Genomic DNA, 17,341 nt, shown 5'->3' on the forward strand with positions numbered 1-17,341 from the left:
TTCACCCGTAAGAGCCATAGGGGAGAGAGACGGACGGAGCCGTCTGCGTCTTCTTGTTGCTTTCGCCGAACCGGCTGAACATCGACGACATGCCGGAGAAGAGCATGCCGCCAGCCTTGATGCGCGCCGCTCGCATGGCGCTGTTGGCATTGTACCCGGCCACCTTGGCAGCGTCGTTGTAGCCGCGCGCCTGCTGGTCGCCCTTGTAGATGTCCGTTTGGGCCGCGAGCGCCACTCGCTCGGTTGTGTCGCCCATGATGTCTATGACGGAAGGATCGGTCAGATTGCCGCCTGAGCCGGCGATTGCCGCCTGCTGCTGCGAAAGCAGGTGCTTGCCTTCGCGATACCGCTCCATAGCGTCTCGCTGGCTTGCTGCGGTCGCCTCGTCGGCCTGCGCCGCTGCGACCTTCTGCTCGTACTGGTACCGGGCTTTCTGCTCACGGCCTTCTTCCATCGCACCGGCAACGGACATGATGGTCCCGCCGATGCTGGCGATGGTGCCGATTGCCCCCAGGACAGGTGTTAGGAAACCCATTGCCAGACCACCTTTCCATCTAACATTTCGTCTGTTGGCTTGAAGCCCAGCTTCAGCATCAGGGCTTCGGCGCGCGGAATCGACGTGTCGCACGTCGCCTTGATCACGCGTGCGCCGCGTTTCTTCACCTCGGCCAGCACCTGAAGGATATGGCGGAAGAGAAGCGGCTTGCGCCCTTCGGCTGGCACCTCAAGGAAGGCCATCCACTCGCCTTCCGCTGTCTCGATGACACAGCCGAAACCAGCCAGGAGACGACGGCGCCAGAGTGCGCGACCGATCCACTGGCCTGTCACCTGCACGCCGCCGTAGAAACGTGCGAAGTCGATGTCGTCGGCCGGCCGAATGTCAGCCATTCGTCTGGACGTCCATCACGAGCGAGCCGACCGTGAGCGGATACGGCGAGCGATGTTCCAGGCAGATGCGGCTGTCAGTGTCCCAGTCGCTGGAAACGGACATCATGTCGGCGTCGAACGTGCCGAATAGCGTGTTCGGAGCGATGGGCTTGTCGCCCTTCGTCACAGTCAAGCGGCGCAGCGTGTCGAAGTCCTTGCCGGCGCGCAGGCCATCCAGCATCGTCTTCACGAGGTACAGGCCGAGCTGCGACACCCGCTTTTTCTTGAACAGCGCCGTGCCGTTGGCGGCACCGTAGGCGAGCTTCGTGGACTTCCAGCGCCCGACATAGGGCAGGCCGATCACGACCGACTTGCCAGCGGTCTGAGCGGGAAGGATCACGTTGCCCCCTGCAACCATGTAGAGGCTGTCCTGATCGTGGAGCGCAGCGCCATCGACCCAGACCGTCACGCCCTTGCCGTTGAGATGAGGCACGGCAAACGTCGTCTGGCTGGCAGTAGTGGTGAAGCGCTTGAAGCCGTCGGCCAGGCAATTCGTCGCCCCACCGCGGCAGTCCTTCAGGTCGGCAAGTCGCTCAAGGCGCTGCGTCCCGTTGCGGACGACGGCGAAGTAGACATTGTCCTGCCCTTTGCCACGGCAGGCGATTACCTGCTTGAACTGGCCATCCGTGACCACACGAGACCACGCGACGACCTTCTGCGAAGGCCGATAGGTCAGCGCGCGCGCTTCCCCGTTCTCAAGAATGAACCACACGATGGTATCGGGCTGGCGCTGGACGGCGACACTGACAATCGGAGATCCTTCGCAAATCTCCTCGTGCATCTCCGTCAGGTCCATGGCGCTGTAATCCAGCGTCCCTTGCTCGGCGATCAGCGCAAAGACGCTGAGACCGGAGCTCTGAACGAAGATGCCGTCTTTGTCGCACTTGACCGAGCGTAAGTCGTAGCTGCCCTGCGTCGACCCATCGACCGGGAACCAGCTCGACGCCGTCAGCGGTTCGTCGAAGCTCGACGCCTTGATCGAAATCTCCGAATTGTCCGTGCCTGCGATGAGGCGTTGCAGGCCGAGCAGCCAGAGAATGCCCCTGTCCGTGCTGGCGCCAATCGAGCGGTAGATCGGCGCGCTGTCGCCCTCGACATTGTCGTCGAAGCTGTGGAAGGCGTCTGGCACGGAACCATGCACGAAGTCGCCCTTGCCCCAATACAGGCGTCCGCCGAAAGCCTCGATGCCCCACGGCCAGCCGTCATAGTCCGACCAGGTCGAGAAGTCCCATTCGAATGTCGGGCTGAGGGAGTAGAAGCGGCTCAGCACTTCGACGCTCGCCACCGTGGCGCTGGTGTAGCCCGTCATTCGCGCCACACCCACCTGACTGCCCCCGGTATAGATCAGGGTCGTGTCGATGGTGCCGCTGGTGTAGGTGACAGCCACGAAGCGGAAGAACTTCACGACGTTGTCGTCGGTGTCGGTATAGTTCGAAGGCCCCACATTCGCCGTGTAGGAGTTGACCGTGCTCCACGCGCCCGGGTTGCCGCTGCCATCGTCGGTGGCGACCTCAAGCCGGACGGAACCTACCCATGTGCCTGCCACCTGAAATGAGAACCTGCGAGCGACGCCGACGCCGGAAACACGGATTGATGCGCCATTTGCCGGAGAAGCCGTGAAACTCTCCTGCACGGTCTGGCCGGACTGGAAGAGCCGGAAAAGGCGATTGAGCATGCTTGCTTCGAAGAACGGCCTGCTTGCCGTGAGCGTGCCGTTTCCGGTGTAGACCGAGGGCGTGAGCGCCACCGTCCCGTCGGAGGCCACGAAGGGGCCGTCATCGACCTTGTAACGCTGGACGCCCCAGCTGGTGTCGCCACGGCGCTGGATTTCGCGCTGCTGGAACTGGCGGGATGCCAGATACAGCACATCGATATTCTGCTTGTGCCGAGGTGCAGCCAGATCGGCTGTCACCCACGGCGTCGAGAGGACCAGTGTGCCGGCAGCATCGATCTGGCAACGGGAAACGAGCGCCTGCCGCGCATTGTCGGTATAGAGCTCGATGTAGACGTTCGCCGTGGTGGGCGTGAAGGCGATGGAATGGTCGCCATCATCCAGCACCGACAGCGGGAGGACGTCGCTTGCGCCGGCAGACGAACCGATATGTACCCAGACCGGCCCGCGAACGACCTCGATGCGAAGGCCGTGCTCCTTCCCTCGGTCGCCGACAGCCACCGACAGCGTTTGCCGAGCGGCAGCGCGGCCCTGCGTGGTGCCAGTCAGCACGAGATTGCCGCCCGACACATTCGCCGAGGCGCCGACAGCGCTGGCATCAGTCCATCCGGCGAAGGAATTGAAATCACCGTTCGTGATGGAGGTGGCGACAGCCACGCGGGACACGAAGGTATTGTCCTTGAGGATCCGCATCTCGTTGTTCGACAGGATCGGCACGAGCATGGATGAGTTCGAGCCGGCGAAGGAGTATTCGAGCAGTCGCACGTCGCCCAGGTTGATGTCAGCGATATGCTCCAGTCCGGGCCGCAGTGTCATCGAGCCGACGACGCGGGGCAGGATATTGGAGTTGAGCGCCGAGGCGAACTGCATGCGCTCCAGATCGAGGCGGGAAAGGGCTTCCTCGCCGACCTCGCCGCCGTTCACGGCGTAGACTGGTGCCGAAACGCGGGGCATCAGACGTCACCTTCGCCGAAAGTGATCTCGCCACCCACCAGCGTCCCGCCATTGTCGCGGAAGCCACCGACGCCGGCACCGCGGCGAGCACGAAGCCAACTCCCTGGCTGGATAACCTTGTTGTTCTCGTTGCGGGCATCGACGCCCTTGGCCTTCAGCAAGGCCTTTTCCATGCGCACACGAAGCTTTTCTTCGAGCGTGTCGCCGGACGTCAGCTTCCCGCAGGTATCGAAGGCCAGCTTGAGCGCGACATAGCGCCAGAACATCGTTGGCCAGGTCGAAATCTTGTCGTCGGCTGCGTTCACGTCGCTGATGAAGCGCAGGTACAGCGTCGGCGTGTTGGCGTGCAGGTTCCCGCCCTCGTCGAGATAGTCGTGGAAGGTCGTGAAATTCGGATTGTTCGATACAGCCACCGTGCGCAGCCAGGTCGGGGGATAGTCGAAGGCATACGCCCAGCCGACAGCCGGCGTCAGCGCCCCATTGGCCGACAAAGCTGCCGATGCCTTGGCAAAGTTCCAGTCGCCTGAGTTGAAGGCCTCTTCGACCGCACCGTCCCAGGCGTTGCCGAAGACATAGACTGCCTCGACATCGTCGGTCAGCTCGACGATGGTTGCCTTCTCCAGGTGAACCAGAGCTTGCTTCCAGATTTGCAGCTTTGTCGCCATAGGGGTTATTCGCCCTTCATCAGTTCGATGTACTTTTCGGCCGCCTTCTCAGCGGCTTCCTTCGTATCGAAACCGGTCTGGATCACGTTGCCGCCATGCAGGAAGCGCCACTTGTGATGCGGGCCGCCGAAGCTGACCTCTGGCGGGCTGACATCGGTGGAAGTGACATGTGGAGCGGTCGCCTCGTCGAAGAACCGGATCACGCGCACCGTTGCCGAGGTCTTGGTGATGGCCAGGACGCGCAGCGTGCAATCGAGCTTGTAGTCATCCGACAGCACATCAATCGCCATGCCGGGCCGGAACACTGACAGGTGATTGGCGAAGAACTCCGGGTGCGTGACTTCCTCAAGGGAGGTCTCTGAGGGGACCGTCGCTGCATAGCGTCCGATGGAATAGTCGGCCTGCGCAAAGCGATGGCCCGCAAGTTTCGTGACTTGGGTCATTTGGTTCACCGTCATTCAAAGGGAAAAGGAAAAGGGAGGCCCGAAAGCCTCCCCATCTTGTTCGACGTTTAGTCGGTGTCGGTCGCCGTGATGGCGAGGCCGTCGGTGAGGTCGATGCCGAGACCACCGGTCCCGGTCGCCTCGTCGATCACCCAGCAGTGATGAACCGCAGTCACCGGGCCGGCGAGCGTGGTCGTGCGCGTGCGGACGATGACAATGTCGCCCTGTCGGGCACCCTTGGCATAGCCGTCGCTGACATAGTTGCTGGTGTTCACCGTCGCGATGGCATCGACCGAATCCAGCAGCCACGTTTTCATGGTGCTGGTGCCGGAGAGACCATCGGTCAGGAGCTTGAAGCCGTTCGTTTCGTAAGCCATTTCCGCCTCCTTACGAGAATGCAGCGGTGTCGTCGGTGACGACCTTGATCACGCCGGCCTGCTGCAAAATGGTTGCGCCGTCGTAGATCGTGGCACGGTCGTAGGAGTAATCGTCCTCGCCGTTGTAGCCCGCATCGACCTTCACATCGCCCGCGATGGCATGACCCACGGCAGGCTTTGCGAAGATGAAGTTGGAGGCCGTACCCGTGCCCTTGCCCGGCAGACCGTTGTGCATGATGTGCTTCGCACCGAGCCAGACTTTCGGCCGGTCGAGCGCCAGGCCGACAAGCGGCTTTGCGTCGATGTAGTCGGCCGATTTGAACTCCTGGAACGTGAGCAGGCGTGCCCATGCCTTCGGGGTCCACAGGCAAGTGATTTCGTTGCCGACCATGACGTCGAGCTCGAAAAGCTCGGTCAGGGCGTCAACGGTCTTGCCATAGGTCAGTGTCTGAGCTGCGCCACTCGCATAGGAGTTCGTGGCGGTCGCCAGGGCGTCCATGATCGTGAAGTCGATTTCGCGCGAGGCAGTCATCGAGCTTGCATTCTGCATCGCTTCACGCAGGTTCGCCGGAGCCGTGAACACGTCAAAATTCGGGCGGGTTTCCTTCGTGTGCTTCTCTTCCAGCGTGATAGTCGGCTGGCTATCGCCACGGTTACGAGACGGGATGAGACCGTTCGTGCCACGCTTGGTCATACGACCGGCAGCGCCCTGGAGGGCGAATGAGGCCGTAAGACCGCTGATCATAAGTTCTTTGGTGACGCAGTCCTTGAGGTAGGTTTCGCCGCGCTGAAAGGCGACGACCCACTCATCCCGGTACTGGGTTTTCGTGATGGCATATGGCATCGCGAGATTCCTTCGTTGATGATTGGAGGGGTTCTTTCAGCCGTGATCAGGGTGCCGTGCCTGAGCTTTCGCGGGATGCCGTGCCAAAGCACAGGGCCGCTACTTGCCCCGGCGCGGGGCGTCACATCAGCTTGTATTTTCGGGAGGTTTGCGGGGCCGGGAACCGGGATGCCGCGGTCAGTCTGACGCCTGGATCACTTCCGGGCGTTTATCTTTTCGAGCTGGGCATAGATCTTCGTCAGCTTGCTCTGCACAGCGTCACTCTTGTACTTTTCGGGGTCCGAGACGCGGAGCGCCAGCAACTCCTGCTGTTGCGCTTCCAGTGTCTTGCCGGTCGCCTCGATGTCTCCCGTGAGGATGGCAGTGCCACCGTAGTAATCGGCGCCGATGGTCGCCATCATCTTCACGAACGGCAGATTGTCCTGCAACCGCGAGCCGTCCATGAGGCGGAGGCCCATCATACTGCCGAAACCGTCCTCGCCGAGGTGCGCCTTCATCAACTCCTGCGCCGCGCCGATCTGGCCGTCGTACTCGCCGCCCCACTCGGTCCGCAGCGCGTTCTGCGTCTCGCCGGCAACCTTCGCAAGCTGGGCGTTCAGTTCTTGAGCCTGAGTGGCGGCGAAGTCCTGATACCAATCGAGCGCAGCCGCAGCGACCTTCGGCGGCACGTTCCGCTCATGCATGGCGGCCTTGAAGTCGGCGAGGATCGCCTTGTCGGCGTCCGTGACCTCGAAGCCCTGGCGGAAGTCGCCCGGGTACTGCGTGACGTCTTCGGGGATGCCGTTCGCCTCGCGATAGGCCTTCACCTCTTCCGGCGTCGACTTGTCGGTCAGCTCGACCTGCTTGCCGCCGTTCTTGGCGTTCTTGTAGCCCTCGCGGAAGGCCTTCGAAATATCGTCAGCCGACTTGTACCGCTCCAGCTGCTTCATCATGGCGGCGTCACCACCGGCCAGTTGCTCGCGGAACGACTGAAGAGCCGCATCGGCGGCAGGGGCAGCTGCCGGCGCTGGTGCCGGCGGCGTCTGGGTAGGCGCCGGGGCCTGTGCCGTGGGGGCAGGAGGGTTAGGGTTTGGCGCGGTCGGCGTTACGTTCGTCGGCTGGTTTGCCGGTGCTTCGGTCGTGGGCTGGTCGGTCATTGGTTTCACCTGTCAAAATGGAAAGGGAATGGGTGATCAGCTTCTTGATCTGGAAGCCGACATGCTGCTTTCCGGCGGCGAAGGAACTGTCCCGCTCGCCACCGTGCTCTGCTGGCATCCACGATGGTTGATGGATGCTGCAAATGTGGAGGATCGCCCCGAGGGCGCGCTTCTGCTGATCCTCATTCGCAACCCCGGCAGCGAGCGCCTGAAGCGCTGCGCAATCGGCCTTGCGGATTTCCAGATCGTTCCGGGGCATCTCATTGTCACGGCGAACCATGACAGGGTGCCATGGGCGGTAGTGCTTCTGGCTCATTGTCCGAGCGCCGCCCTGATCGACTGAGCGGCATCGCCGACTTGCGTGGCTACCGCAGCGCCATTGCCGAGTTGCTGCATTTCCTGCTGGCCTGCCATGGCCTGCTGCATCCTCTGGCGGTTCGCAGCGGCCTCTTCGGCGTCGATCAGCCAGTCGGCCCGGCCACCGGGCACCGCCGCAAAGGCATCGCGGAACATCGTTCGCACATCGACCTCACCCGCAAGGGACGGATCGAGTGATGTACCTGCTTGTAGGACCTGCGCGCCTTCCTGAAACGCGTTCAAGACCTGGCGGTCGCGGGCTTCCTTCAGAGCGTTGTTGAACTCGTACTGGATATTCTGCCCGAGCAGGCTGTCCGGCATGTCTTCTGGGATGCCGTTCCGATCCACCGGGCCATAACCGCCGGCTCGCATGACCTTTTCCGTGGTCAGATCGAGGACAGCGCCAGTCCACTCATGCTCGACAGGGCCGAACAGCGGCATGGCATTCCGAATCCACTCCTGCACGCGCTGCGCAGCCTCATAGGCCGTCATGGTCTTGTCGGCCTGTGCAATCGGCTGGAGCTTGCTCAGGAAGAACGCATCGCCCAGCTGGTTGCGCTGGTCATTGATGAGATCCACACCCAGGCCGACATTCTTGCCCAGGTCCAGCACACGGAGAGCAGCGCCGAGGCGTTCGTCATACTCGGCATCAATGAAGGTCACGCCGTTAGCACTGAGGTCGATGGGCGATTGAATGACGTCCTGCGCGGCGACCAGCGGCGGGTCAACCTGCTTTTCGCCCGCCTCGATGATCGTCATCTTCATGCGCTGGAGCATGCGGCTTTCGGTCAGTGCAATCGTCGCCGCCGAAGACACCGCGTAGAATTTGCCGGAGAGCAGCTGCCAGCGAGGCACGACATAGTCGAAGGTGAAGGCCGGAAGCTCCTGAAGGATCGTGCCGTCTTCTGTGACATAGACGTCAGCCCACTTCGCGCCCTTCGGGAACTTGCGATAGGGCTGGTACAGCTCCAGCGGAATGAAGATGTGCCGGACCTTGAACGTCGTCTTGATGTCCTTGTCGCGCAGCGCGTTCTTCACCGACTGGGGAAGCTTCGTCTCGCCGAAGTGGTGAGCCATCGCGAGGGCCGTCATGTCGCACTTGCGGTGAACATGGTTCGCCTGGCCGTCTGGGCCTTCCTGCCCGGCCATGTGCTTCGGATGGTGGCAGCGATAGAGCAGGTTATCCCGGTTCCGGTTGTAGCTGACCTGAAGCCAGCCCATGCCGAACGTAGCGAAGTCATGTTCAACCTGCTGCGCGCCGCGGCGAAATCCGCTGTCCTTCGAATTCAGGATGGCGCTGTTCACGTCCGTCATGAATTCGAGGAACGAAGCAGCATGGCGATCACGGCCAACGCGCTTGTTTGAAGCCGCCGCCTTGAACCACTGGCGACCGTCGGGCCGCACCATGGACCCGATCTGGTCTCCAAGCTCGCGCCGCATCAGGACAGGCGTGGCGTCCGTCAGGTGCGAGGCGAACTCCTGCCCCAGCACGATTTCTGTCGTGAAGTCGGCCCGCTCTGGGAAAAGGAACTCGGCGATTTCCTGATACAGGCTATCGAGCGACCCCTTCGCATTGAAGAGGCGCGTATCGATGTCCATCAGGTCGCGGCCTGCCTGATCGGTCATCAGCTGGCCCCGAGGGTTCCGCGCGAGAACTCACGCCCAATCGTGCCAGGCACAGGCGCAAGGCGGTCAGTGGCCGCGCTGCTTTTGGCGGCTGGAGCCAGGGAGCGCGTCCGACTGCGCTGGCGCTTCGCCAACGGGTCTTCAGGGTCCGGCATCGTGGCCGGCGGCTCCGGCTCCGGGTATTTCTGCTTGCCTCCGAAAAGTCCGCTCATCAGCGTTTCCCTCGCAGTTTGGCCTTCAAGGCACTGTTGGATGTCACGGACTGAAGCCGCATCCTTGATTGTTCTCGCCGCTCTTGCGCGGCCTTCGGGCGCTTCAGCCCGCCCATGCTCGATGCCGACAGCATGATCGTCGTGTCGCCCTTGTCGGGTGAGCGGCCAAGCTGTTCGCGCATCAGTTCTTTCGGCAGGACGATGATCTCTTCACCACCACCACGAGCCCGGATTTCGTACCGGAAGGCGGCCAGATCAGCCTCAAGCTCTGGGTCAGGAGGAAGGGCGATCCGCGAGCCGTAGGCCGGGTCGAGCTGTTCGCGGAACTGCCAGACGGCTTGCGCTCTGAGATTGTAGAAGCCGTACATGCCTTCACGGGTGGATGAGGCCGAGGGATTGCCACCCTTGAAGCCGAAGCAGTCGACATCGGAATGGGCGAGCTGGGTCAGTGTGTCACCGCCATAGCCGCCACCGGCATCGACCACGACCCGGCACCTGTCCCGCATTTCCTTGATGATCAGGCCGGCGACGGTCGGGCCGTCCGGTGTCTCACTGCCGGGATAGCTGGTGAAGCGCGAATACCACCAATCGCGCCTGCTCTGGATTTGCGTCTTGTCCGGTCCACCCTGCGCGACGTCAGCGGCAACTGCCGTCATGGGTAGTTCAGGCGGTATGTCCACCCACCGCGCTTGCGCCTCCCGTATCCACTTGGTCGGGATCACCTGCCAGGGATCGTCCTTGCCGTCGGGTTCGAACGAGCCATAGCGGAGGCGTTCGCGGATCTCGTCAGGAAGGCTTTCGAGCTGCGAGGCGTACCCCGTCGCCATCAGGTCGGGATTGTCTTCCAGCATCGACCGGATGAAGGTCCGAGACCGTGGCCGTTCGCCCTTTGGCCCGACATAGTCCGCGTCGACTTCCCTGTCCTCGCCGTCAATCGTCGTGAACCACCGCAGTTCGCCAGGTGCTGCCGGGTTCGGATGGCTCTTGTCGAGCCATGGTGCCCAATACCGAAGGACCCACATGCCTTCAGCCGACGTTGGCGGGTTGCCAGTACAGACCACACGGCAGCGACGGCCCTGCGCATCGCGAAGCCAGCCGATGATGTAGCGATACTGGCTTTCCGTGAACTGAGTGATCTCGTCGAAGGCCTTCAGGCGGTGAGCGCGGCCCTGATACTTTTCCTTGTCAGCTTCATGCGGCACGCCGCCCAGCTCGATCTTGCCGCCGCTCGGCAGACGCCAGACATGCGACTGGCTGTTGTAGCCGTCACGCGTGCCCAGCATCCGGGCTAGTTCGTCCTCAATGCCCTTGAGCTGGGTCGCCTGCCTGCGAAGGATCAGCGCCGGCTGGTACTCTTCCACGCCGAGGCCGCAAATCAGCGTCGTCTTGCCGCCACCGGCAGAGCCGCCATAGAAGGTTTCATCCGCTTCGGAGAACCATGCGTTTGTTTGCGGGCCGGGGTTCGGGATCATGTAGCGGCCGACCGAGGCCTTCACCGCCTCGTCAATCACCTCCTGCCGTGCTTCCGCTGGCAGTGCATCGAGGGCGGCGAGGACTTCACTTAGCTGCACTGTTCAGCCCCTGCGCAAGGAGGAAGGCCACGCGGCGGGCAATGTCGTTCTTGGAGAGGTCATCCACCGTCGAAGTGAGCGGCGCGCCATCCTTGCCGGTTACTTCCGCCTTCTCAACGAGCATGCCATGCAGCTTGGCCTTGCCCATGATGGCAGAGACCGCAGCAGATGCGCCCTTCTCGTCTTTCATGGCGTGCGCGCGGGCTTCTTCCAGCTCCTGCGTCAGTGTGCCTACCGAAACCATGACGAGGTCGCGGGCTTCCTGCTGGAGTTCCTTGACCCTTGACGACACCTTGACGTCGGCTAAGACGCGAGAGGCGGCCTGCCAGACCGATTCCGGCTTGGTGTCAGCCCCTACCTCATACGAGCGCCGATAGGCTTCCGAGGCATTGCCTGTCTCGACATAGGCGAGAGCGAATGCCTCTTGTTTGACAGTAAGCTCAGACATTGGTTCGCTCAGCGCGCTCCATTAATTGGGAACCTCCAAGACCTCAGTGGGCTTGAGGCAGAAGGAAGGGAATTCAGAGATGAGCGAGACGAAGCCAATCGTCGGCTATGCGGTTTACCCGCCACCGTTCCCCGGTCTGCCGTATCTCGCCGTAACCTTTCTGCCGGACGGCAAGGTTGAGGCGCGGCGGTTCGAGAGTGGAGAGGCGGCAGCGTCCTATGCTGACGAGCTTGCTAAGGGGCGCAGACCGCAATCGACCAAGCATTGAAGCGGTCAGACATCGCCGTCCCTGTATTCCAGCAGGCGGTGCTTGAGGCGTTCGTTGGCGCCGATCAGGGTTGCAATGCTGATGCCGGGTTCGAAGGCCGACTGGGTGCAGCCTTCATTGTCGACGGCTGCAATGGCAATGCCGAGCAGGTCGCCGCGCTCGGCAATCTCCAGCATGTTCTTGAGAGTTTTGACCACGCCGTCCCGGTGCTCTTGCGACTTAGGGACGAGCTTGACCACGTGATTACTCGACATGGTGCGAACCTCGACAAAAGAAAATGGAAAACGTGTAAGTTTTTCGCTTACAGACGCTTGACATGGTGTAAGCGATTGGCTTACATATACCCATGATCAAGTCGTTCAAAAACAAGGCGTTGGCAGACCTCTTCCAAACCGGGAAGACGTCAAAGATTGACGCCAAGATGCAGAAGCGCATTCTGGTTCGGCTTGACCGTCTGGACGTGGCCGAGAAGCCGGAAGACATGAACCTGCCGGGTTTTGACTTCCACTCGCTGAAAGGCTTCAACCCGACGCGCTACACCGTCCATGTGAACGGCCCGTGGTGCATCACATTCGAATTCGACGGCACAGACGCCGCCCGCGTCGATTTCGAGCAATACCATTGAGGCGGCAGGTAGATTGGAGAAGTCCGCGATGAGCGTACACGCGCCGACGAGGCCGACCGAGCGTTGCCCCTCCCACCCTGGGGCTCTGCTGGAAGACATCATCCCGGCAACCGGGAAGACGAAGGTGGAGATTGCGGAACTGCTCGGAATCTCCCGCCAGCAGCTCTATGACATTATCCGCGAGAAGAAGCCGGTGTCCCCGGCTGTAGCTGCTCGCCTCGGCAAGATGTTCGGCGATGGTGCCGGCGTCTGGCTCAGGATGCAGGCCGCTTACGATGCTTGGCACGTCGAGCGTGAGGTTGACGTCAGCAACATCCCGACGCTGCATGCGGCTTAGGCTAGTCGGCCAGTTCGCCTTGCTGGCTAGCGTTCTGGTCGATACTTTCGCCGTATAGCTCGACACCACCCCAGACTATTGCGGCAAGGATCAGCGCTCCTACAAGGACCAGCAAAACCTGCCATCCTCGATTGCCTTGTCGGGCCTTGTTGGTGGGGATGATTTTCGGCATCTTTGCCTCCTAGAGCGGCGACATATGCCGCCCCGGAACAACACCCACGCTGCTTGCTTTGTTCCGATTTTCTTGGCGACTGTAAAGAGGGCGCATTTCCCCTGTGGCCGGGGTGGCGATCTGCCCCGCATTGCTCCGGCGTGTGACTCTCAGGCCCCGCACAGACGAGCAAATCGCCAAATCATTACGGCCCCGAAATTAACCTGCCTGCCCAAGGATTACAAGAGGGGCCTTCACGGCCACTTCCCGACCGAACATCTGCAGCATCATGATGACGTGTTCGTCGGTTGAGGCAGAGACAGGCCCATGCAGGCCGGCAAGCGCGCCGCTGATCACCTTGACCGAGGAACCGGCTTCCATCCGCCCATGTACCCGCATCTCGTCGTACTCACCGGTTTCCTGCTTCGCCCGGATCGCCTGCACTGTTGCATCAGGGATAGGCACCGGCTCGCCGTTGTTGGAGCGCAAGACACAATCGACGCTCTCGCAGTCCAGCACGCGCGGCCAGTGATCCGACGCCAGCACGAACAGGTAGCCGGTCAGCAGCGAGAAATACTTGACCGACCAGCGCTTGTGCCGGGCGTGTTTGTATTCCTTGCGGAACCGCGGCACGTAGACCACCTGGCCAAAACCGGCGATTTCCTCTGCTGCCTTGAGTTCCAGTGACGGTCGCGCGCGGACGACGTACCAGCGTACCGTGTCGGTGGCTTGCTTCATTTGGCTTCCTTCGTCGACAGATATTCGGCGGGATCTATGCGGCGGCCTTCAGAGGCAGGGCCGAAGGTCCCAAGCTTGTTCTGCTGGTATTTGTCCCAATCCTTCGGACGATATCCGCGAAGGCTGAGAAGTGACTGAAGATGCAGCAAGGCTGGGAAGCATGGGCGGCCCCGTTTAGGCATCCGCACCTTTCGCCGACCGAGCACCGTCCCGAGATAGAGCGCCTGGCGCTCGGTCTTGAGGTGGTCGACATCAACGCCTTGCTTGGCGAGCCAGTCGCGCAGACCGCCCAACTCGTCAGGCATAATGTAGTGGGCCTCAGGTTTCATGCTCCGTCCTTACTGCCAAGCGTGGCGTAGCTGTCGGGATAGTCACGGAAGCGTCGGTCGGCGCCGATGAACTCGAACTTGACAGAGCCTGGCCGACCGCAAATCGGCTGGCGCCTGATCTTTTTGGAGATGACGAAGGTGGTTTCGTTCTCGTAGTCCCGATACACGACCAAACCCGCATCGGCCTTGTTACGCCAGTGCGCACTGCCGGCCAGGTCGTACAGGCTGGGGACCGGGTCTTTCCCGTCTTCGCCGGGTTTCAGTTTGGTCGGGTGAATGACCATCCAGACCGTGCACTCATGGTGCTTGGCAAAACGCTTGCACTTCGAGATCAACTGCGAAACGAATTCTGTCTCCGTCAGTTTTTCCGGCCGCGATGCTTCGATCTCGTTGTAGGGATCGAAGACGACGTTCTTGACGCCATAGCGGATCACCGCGGCTCGCGCCCGCTCCAAAAGCCAGTCTATGGAGGGGGTATGCTCTACAGCACCAAGCAGATAGATGCGCTCGTTGAGCCACGTCATGGCGTCCAACACATCCTGCTTTGTCAGCCTCGGCGTCGGCCCGTCATGAAAGGGTCCGCCGGCCCAGATTTCGCATAGGTCGGCGATGTGGTTTGCCTCGCCGGTTTCTGGCGAGAACATGGCCCATTTCTCGTTTCGCAGCCGGGCGGTCTGCACTGCGATCTGGTCGATGACGCGCGACTTGCCGTGGTTCGGAACGCCGGTAACGGCAATGAATTGCCCTGGAATGTATTTGAAGGCCTTGTCGAGTTCGTAAAACCCGGTGGTCAACGGCTGGGGACCTTTGCCGTCATAGAGATCCATGACGCTCAGCGAGAACGCTTCGACGTCGTGCAGACCGTCAATCGGCCACGGCTCGGCATTCGCGATGCACTCGCGCAGAACGTCCGCGCCATGGCTGCTCAGGCATTCGTTGGCGTCTTTGCACTGGACATCGCCGAGTGTCGGCATGCGCACCCGGAAGCAGCGATCACGGCCAACGCGCTTGGCTATCTCTTGGGCCAGTAGCTCGCCCGGCTCATCCATGTCGGTGGCGATCAGCACACGCCTGACCTTGGAGATTGCCTCCCAGTGCGTCCCGAACGGCTCATAGCGCTTGTCGCTGGTCTCAGGGCCAGACGGCGCCCCATTGGGCAGCGAAACCACGTGTTCGAATCCAGCGTCGGCGAATGACATCACGTCGACCTCGCCTTCGCAGACGATCAAATCCTCGCCTTCTTCAATCCTGTCTGCATTGAAGAAGGTCGGCTCCGGGTCCTTTTCCTGCCGGAAGTGCTTCTCGGCGGTGCGGTACTTCACGTTTCGCAACTGCCCGGCCCACTCGTAGGGGAAGGCGATGCAATCTTCCTCGCGTTCCGTCTGAGGGAACCACTGCCGGGTTTTGTAGACCCCGAACCTCTCGACAGTGGCCGCCGAAATCCCGCGCTTCTCGAACCAGGCGACCAGCGTGTCCGGTCTCTGCGGCTGCTGCACGCGCTCGGGTTTGCGGTAAGTCCGACGCTCGACTGCCGGCCTGTAGCCTTCGCCACCTGTGGCGCCGCTCCAGCCGCAATGGTGGCAGTTCCAAACTGCACGACCATCGGCCTCGACCGTGACAGACAGGCAGGGGTCAGCTTTCTTGCGCCGAGTGCTGGAGCAGTTCGGACATGTCGTCTTGTGGCTTCCGGTCTTGTCGTCCCGGAGGCGAATGCCGTGCTCGGAAAGGGCTGCGCGAACGTCCGCCATCGTCAGCCCCTCGCAAACAGAAACTTGTTGGTGAGGTTGCCGCTTGCATCTCGGATCCCGGGGGCAGCAGTGCGCTTACGACCCTCGACCGCCTTGCGAACCCAGTTCTTCCAGGTCAGGCTCCAGTCGAGCTTGATGCCGCCCTTGCCGGGGACGTTGTGCCAATAATCCCGGAACTTGTCCGCTTCCCGCCTGACCTCGAATTCGGACAGACCTTCGGCAAGTGCCCAATCAGCCAAGTCCTTCGGCAAGGCCCAGTCGGATGGAAGGCGAAGGCCCCGATTTTTGGAAACACCGATAGGTGTTTCTTTTCCTTCTATGTTTTCCCCTTTTTCTTCTTTGCGTCGAGCGAGCGTCGAGCGCGCGTCGTTCGAGCGTCGAGCGAGCGTCGTCTGTGCGTCATTACGCGCGTCGTTGTCTGCGTCGACGACACGATTCATTTTCTGATATTCGTCGTAATTACATATGGTTATGCGCGTCGTCTGCGCGTCGGCCACTGCGTCAATCATTGCGTCACTTTTCAACCGCGCGAGAAACCGTCTCACTCGCGCTTCCGACCATTTCCATTTCACGGCAATGAAGCGGGTCGCATGAGCCAGCTGACCTCGCTCTAGTTCGATCTGTCCGTATCGTCCTCGAACTCTTCTCGGCTTCCATGCCGCCTCGGCAAGCAACCACACCCAAGCTTCTCGCTCGGTGAAGGCCTCATCCGCGAAGAAGGGGTGATCGAAGAGGCCGCGTGATACCGCGAATGTGCCGCCGGCCATCAGGCAGCGCCTCCTTCGTTTCGAGCGGGGCGGAAAGCCAGCACATTGGCACCGGCACATTGAACGTCGACGAGACTGATGAACCGCCAATAGGCACGCTTGGCAGTCATGGCGTTCTCGAACGTCCTGTCGGACAGCATGTGCTCGAATGCAGTGCGGTATGCCTCGAAAGCTTCGAGCTGGGCTTGCTCACTGGGCTCTTTCATCATGCTGCTGCTCTCTCCGATGTCGACCGGACAGGCTTCGAAAGCCGGGCTGCTGCCCAGGCCTCGAGGTCGTCGACGTGGTAAAGGGGAATGCGGCCGGAATACTGCATGGTCGGCCCCCCGCCGACGGTTGCCATTTTATTGAGTGTGGAGACGGCGATATCGATGCCGTGCTTCTCCGCCAGATAGGCCGGGACGTCTTTGCGACGGAGGCGTGGGCGCTGGATCATGCTTCACTCCGGGCAGCATTTTTCTCAAGGACGTCGTGCAGATCGGAGGCCAGCTCCAAGGCAAGGCCAAGGGTGGAACCAATGCTGCGGCCCATATTGGCAGCGTCGTTTTCGCCGCCACCGGCATGCTCGATATTGGCGCTGGCGTGCTCCAGGACGGCCAAGAGTTCGAGCAATTGATACGACTTGGTGATGACGCTCGGGGTGATAGCGGGGATGTTCATGCTCCAAGACCTTTCTTGGGAAGGGCGCGCTCAGCGTCGACAGCAACGTTGCCGAGCAGCTCGGCGCCGTACTCCAGAACTGAACGGATTTGGTCCTGCGCCAAGTCGCGGGGGCCTTCCGTCAGCTCTCGACTGCCTTCCAGCGCGAGTGCGCAGACCAGCATCAGCGTTTCGATTCGGCAGATGTCGCGGACAATGTCCGTCTGTCTTGCGGCGGCGCTCATGCTGAGCCGCCTTCTGCCTTACCGCCATGCGCGCTAAGACAAGTGAGTGCGTCATCCAACCTTATCGAGACAAAGTTGAGCGTCGTGGCCAGAGGGTTCATGTTCTCCTTTGGCAGTTGATGGACGGCCAGAAAGAGGCATTGAACCAAGTTCTTGGCCTCGAAGATGGCATCCTCGGCATCGAGCACACTGGTGTTGCATTCGGGTCTGCTTGCGCCTTTGGACGTGGTAATGCTATGTTCGGTAGTCATCTGATCAAACT

Annotated in this window: 26 protein-coding genes; 4 read left to right on the top strand and 22 right to left on the bottom strand. The window is 61.4% G+C overall.

The features are described from left to right. Position 1: 1 nt before the first annotated feature. The 8 genes from O1Y97_RS23430 to O1Y97_RS23465 all read right to left on the bottom strand — a co-directional run bounded on the left by O1Y97_RS23430 (position 2) and on the right by O1Y97_RS23465 (position 7,018). Entirely contained in the window at positions 2-535 is a 534-nt protein-coding gene (locus O1Y97_RS23430) for a hypothetical protein (RefSeq protein WP_318762579.1), read from the bottom strand. After that, positions 523-888, bottom strand: a complete 366-nt coding sequence (locus tag O1Y97_RS23435; RefSeq protein ID WP_318762580.1) for a hypothetical protein — start codon at positions 886-888, stop codon at positions 523-525. Before O1Y97_RS23435 ends, O1Y97_RS23430 begins: the two co-directional genes overlap by 13 nt. Beyond that, positions 881-3,553: a hypothetical protein gene (locus O1Y97_RS23440; protein WP_318762581.1), complete on the bottom strand. Its 2,673-nt coding sequence runs from the start codon at positions 3,551-3,553 to the stop codon at positions 881-883. The genes O1Y97_RS23435 and O1Y97_RS23440 overlap by 8 nt, the downstream gene beginning before the upstream one ends. Next, a complete protein-coding gene (locus O1Y97_RS23445; RefSeq protein WP_318762582.1) occupies positions 3,553-4,218 on the bottom strand; it encodes a hypothetical protein in 666 nt (221 codons plus the stop codon). Before O1Y97_RS23445 ends, O1Y97_RS23440 begins: the two co-directional genes overlap by 1 nt. A gap of 5 nt (positions 4,219-4,223) precedes the next feature. Further along, positions 4,224-4,661 carry a hypothetical protein gene (locus tag O1Y97_RS23450; RefSeq protein ID WP_318762583.1) on the bottom strand — a complete coding sequence of 146 codons (438 nt, stop codon included), beginning with the start codon at positions 4,659-4,661 and terminating at the stop codon, positions 4,224-4,226. A gap of 68 nt (positions 4,662-4,729) precedes the next feature. Next, positions 4,730-5,038, bottom strand: a complete 309-nt coding sequence (locus tag O1Y97_RS23455) for a hypothetical protein (RefSeq protein ID WP_318762584.1) — start codon at positions 5,036-5,038, stop codon at positions 4,730-4,732. Between the two features lie 10 nt (positions 5,039-5,048). Then, complete coding sequence (locus O1Y97_RS23460; protein WP_318762585.1) at positions 5,049-5,882, bottom strand: phage capsid protein; 834 nt, start codon at positions 5,880-5,882, stop codon at positions 5,049-5,051. Between the two features lie 194 nt (positions 5,883-6,076). Continuing rightward, positions 6,077-7,018 carry a hypothetical protein gene (locus tag O1Y97_RS23465; protein WP_318762586.1) on the bottom strand — a complete coding sequence of 314 codons (942 nt, stop codon included), beginning with the start codon at positions 7,016-7,018 and terminating at the stop codon, positions 6,077-6,079. A 28-nt stretch (positions 7,019-7,046) separates the two neighbouring features. Here O1Y97_RS23465 and O1Y97_RS23470 point away from each other — a divergent pair, with 28 nt between their 5' ends. Beyond that, positions 7,047-7,361, top strand: a complete 315-nt coding sequence (locus O1Y97_RS23470) for a hypothetical protein (protein WP_318762587.1) — start codon at positions 7,047-7,049, stop codon at positions 7,359-7,361. Here O1Y97_RS23470 and O1Y97_RS23475 read toward each other — a convergent pair. The 3 genes from O1Y97_RS23475 to O1Y97_RS23485 form a co-directional block, all read right to left on the bottom strand. Continuing rightward, a complete protein-coding gene (locus O1Y97_RS23475; RefSeq protein ID WP_318762588.1) occupies positions 7,331-9,001 on the bottom strand; it encodes a portal protein in 1,671 nt (556 codons plus the stop codon). The genes O1Y97_RS23470 and O1Y97_RS23475 overlap by 31 nt on opposite strands. A gap of 211 nt (positions 9,002-9,212) precedes the next feature. Next, entirely contained in the window at positions 9,213-10,784 is a 1,572-nt protein-coding gene (locus O1Y97_RS23480; RefSeq protein WP_318762589.1) for a terminase large subunit domain-containing protein, read from the bottom strand. Continuing rightward, positions 10,771-11,232, bottom strand: a complete 462-nt coding sequence (locus tag O1Y97_RS23485; RefSeq protein WP_318762590.1) for a terminase small subunit — start codon at positions 11,230-11,232, stop codon at positions 10,771-10,773. The genes O1Y97_RS23480 and O1Y97_RS23485 overlap by 14 nt, the downstream gene beginning before the upstream one ends. Before the next feature lie 79 nt (positions 11,233-11,311). Here O1Y97_RS23485 and O1Y97_RS23490 point away from each other — a divergent pair, with 79 nt between their 5' ends. Further along, positions 11,312-11,500: a hypothetical protein gene (locus O1Y97_RS23490; RefSeq protein WP_108606083.1), complete on the top strand. Its 189-nt coding sequence runs from the start codon at positions 11,312-11,314 to the stop codon at positions 11,498-11,500. Between the two features lie 5 nt (positions 11,501-11,505). On the opposite strand, the gene O1Y97_RS23495 is transcribed toward O1Y97_RS23490, so the two are convergent. Then, positions 11,506-11,754: a hypothetical protein gene (locus tag O1Y97_RS23495; protein WP_318762591.1), complete on the bottom strand. Its 249-nt coding sequence runs from the start codon at positions 11,752-11,754 to the stop codon at positions 11,506-11,508. Positions 11,755-11,846: 92 nt separating this feature from the next. On the opposite strand from O1Y97_RS23495, the gene O1Y97_RS23500 reads away from it, so the two are divergent. Next, positions 11,847-12,125: a type II toxin-antitoxin system RelE/ParE family toxin gene (locus O1Y97_RS23500; protein WP_318762592.1), complete on the top strand. Its 279-nt coding sequence runs from the start codon at positions 11,847-11,849 to the stop codon at positions 12,123-12,125. Between the two features lie 28 nt (positions 12,126-12,153). Continuing rightward, positions 12,154-12,462, top strand: a complete 309-nt coding sequence (locus O1Y97_RS23505; RefSeq protein ID WP_318762593.1) for a HigA family addiction module antitoxin — start codon at positions 12,154-12,156, stop codon at positions 12,460-12,462. Position 12,463: 1 nt separating this feature from the next. Here O1Y97_RS23505 and O1Y97_RS23510 read toward each other — a convergent pair whose 3' ends face one another. The 10 genes from O1Y97_RS23510 to O1Y97_RS23555 all read right to left on the bottom strand — a co-directional run bounded on the left by O1Y97_RS23510 (position 12,464) and on the right by O1Y97_RS23555 (position 17,330). After that, a complete protein-coding gene (locus O1Y97_RS23510) occupies positions 12,464-12,634 on the bottom strand; it encodes a hypothetical protein (RefSeq protein ID WP_318762594.1) in 171 nt (56 codons plus the stop codon). Positions 12,635-12,832: 198 nt separating this feature from the next. Next, positions 12,833-13,351: a transcription termination/antitermination protein NusG gene (gene nusG, locus O1Y97_RS23515; protein WP_108609403.1), complete on the bottom strand. Its 519-nt coding sequence runs from the start codon at positions 13,349-13,351 to the stop codon at positions 12,833-12,835. After that, positions 13,348-13,680: a hypothetical protein gene (locus tag O1Y97_RS23520; RefSeq protein ID WP_159091730.1), complete on the bottom strand. Its 333-nt coding sequence runs from the start codon at positions 13,678-13,680 to the stop codon at positions 13,348-13,350. Before O1Y97_RS23520 ends, nusG begins: the two co-directional genes overlap by 4 nt. Beyond that, on the bottom strand, positions 13,677-15,428 hold the full coding sequence (locus O1Y97_RS23525) for a bifunctional DNA primase/helicase (RefSeq protein ID WP_108609405.1): 1,752 nt from the start codon (positions 15,426-15,428) through the stop codon (positions 13,677-13,679). Before O1Y97_RS23525 ends, O1Y97_RS23520 begins: the two co-directional genes overlap by 4 nt. A gap of 2 nt (positions 15,429-15,430) precedes the next feature. Then, positions 15,431-16,195, bottom strand: a complete 765-nt coding sequence (locus O1Y97_RS23530) for a hypothetical protein (RefSeq protein WP_108609406.1) — start codon at positions 16,193-16,195, stop codon at positions 15,431-15,433. Further along, the gene (locus O1Y97_RS23535) at positions 16,195-16,404 is read right to left on the bottom strand and encodes a hypothetical protein (protein ID WP_108609407.1); all 210 of its coding nucleotides are present in this window, start codon (positions 16,402-16,404) and stop codon (positions 16,195-16,197) included. Before O1Y97_RS23535 ends, O1Y97_RS23530 begins: the two co-directional genes overlap by 1 nt. After that, on the bottom strand, positions 16,401-16,631 hold the full coding sequence (locus O1Y97_RS23540) for a hypothetical protein (protein WP_108609408.1): 231 nt from the start codon (positions 16,629-16,631) through the stop codon (positions 16,401-16,403). Before O1Y97_RS23540 ends, O1Y97_RS23535 begins: the two co-directional genes overlap by 4 nt. Next, a complete protein-coding gene (locus O1Y97_RS23545; RefSeq protein ID WP_108609409.1) occupies positions 16,628-16,855 on the bottom strand; it encodes a hypothetical protein in 228 nt (75 codons plus the stop codon). Before O1Y97_RS23545 ends, O1Y97_RS23540 begins: the two co-directional genes overlap by 4 nt. Further along, a complete protein-coding gene (locus O1Y97_RS23550; protein ID WP_108609410.1) occupies positions 16,852-17,079 on the bottom strand; it encodes a hypothetical protein in 228 nt (75 codons plus the stop codon). The genes O1Y97_RS23545 and O1Y97_RS23550 overlap by 4 nt, the downstream gene beginning before the upstream one ends. Beyond that, positions 17,076-17,330 carry a hypothetical protein gene (locus O1Y97_RS23555; protein WP_159091731.1) on the bottom strand — a complete coding sequence of 85 codons (255 nt, stop codon included), beginning with the start codon at positions 17,328-17,330 and terminating at the stop codon, positions 17,076-17,078. The genes O1Y97_RS23550 and O1Y97_RS23555 overlap by 4 nt, the downstream gene beginning before the upstream one ends. Positions 17,331-17,341 lie beyond the last annotated feature (11 nt).

Origin of the sequence: Aminobacter niigataensis, assembly GCF_946995915.1 — a bacterium.
Lineage (GTDB): Bacteria > Pseudomonadota > Alphaproteobacteria > Rhizobiales > Rhizobiaceae > Aminobacter > Aminobacter niigataensis.